The 1191-nt window shown below is 70.5% G+C and carries 1 protein-coding gene; it reads right to left on the reverse strand.

Translation table 11 applies throughout. The features are described from left to right. The coding region (locus ELR45_RS06915) for a ribonuclease H-like domain-containing protein (protein ID WP_205856241.1) at positions 1-1191 on the reverse strand (1191 nt) is incomplete at both ends.

The raw sequence follows: 1191 nt of genomic DNA on the forward strand, positions 1-1191 counted from the left end.
GTGGCCGTGCTGGTCTCGGCATTGTCGGGGGTGGCCGCGCTGGTCTCGGCCATGTCGTTCTGATCGGGCCCTGTGGGAAAGAGATCAAGCTCGCCCTGTTGGAACCCGGCGTGTGGAACTCCACCGACGCTCGGCGCATCCACCCGGTCAGGGTGGATGCCCGCGTCGACGCCGGTGGCTGCGCCCACGTCGAGCTCGGCATCGGCGGTGCCCGTGGCATGGGCGGGCCCCGTGACGGGGCTGTGGTCTGCAGGTGTGGCGTCGCAGATGCCCAGACGGAGCGGGACGTCGTCGGGGAGCCGCGGCGGCCGGCCCAGAAGCAGGTCTCGGGCGCCGCGGAACGGCCCGTCGGCTTCGAATCCGTGCTCTGCCACCCAAGCGGCGACCCGCCGGAGCGCCGACTCGAGGATGTCGGTGCGTACCGGTCCCGACGGCAGCAACCCCTCCGGATGTGGCTGTTCCCGGCCCAGGGAGCGCTTGAGTTCGATCTGCCCGACGTCGAGATCGAGCCGGACGACGGTGCTCCTCCCACCATCGGGACCGGCGTGCTCGATCTGAGCGCCGATCCGCATCCGGCACTCTTGCGGCGGCAGTTGATAGCGCCACACGCCAGAGCGCTTCTCGGTCCGGACCCGGGTGGGCGAGTGGAGGCCGCCGATCGTCGCCGGATCCTCGACCAGCTCGTCGAGGCTGAGCGTGCGGGCCCGGAAGAACTCCCACCACTCGGCGCGGTTCTCCCTGCGATGCCATTCCAAGAGGTCGGCGAGGAGGGCACGACACCGTTGCGTGTCTGTCCGGGCCTCGGGGTCCTCGGGGAGGCCGTCCAGCAGGCGGGCCTCGATCGCCTCCAACTCGGGGTCGCGCTCGGCCAGGTGCTGTGCCGGTCCGGCTGCCGCGTCGCCGGGCCGCACGGTCGGGCCGACGGTGCCGATCAGATCGGACCTGCGCTCCTCCAGCCAGTCTCGCAGCCGTCGGGTGCTGACGCAGTCGTCGCGGTTGTAGTCCTCGATGGCGTCGAGGATCGACTGGTCACGCTCGGCGAGCCACCGCTCGTACTCGACGATACTGGATCCGGCGTCCTTCACTGAGGCGCCCGTGCGGGCGTCCGGATCGTAGAACTGCTCAAGCGCCTTGATGGAGTAGGACTCGGTCCCGATGCGCAAGCCCTGGCGGACCACGGCGTAGAGGTCG

It is taken from the genome of Phytoactinopolyspora endophytica, from assembly GCF_004138495.1.
GTDB lineage: Bacteria > Actinomycetota > Actinomycetes > Jiangellales > Jiangellaceae > Phytoactinopolyspora > Phytoactinopolyspora endophytica.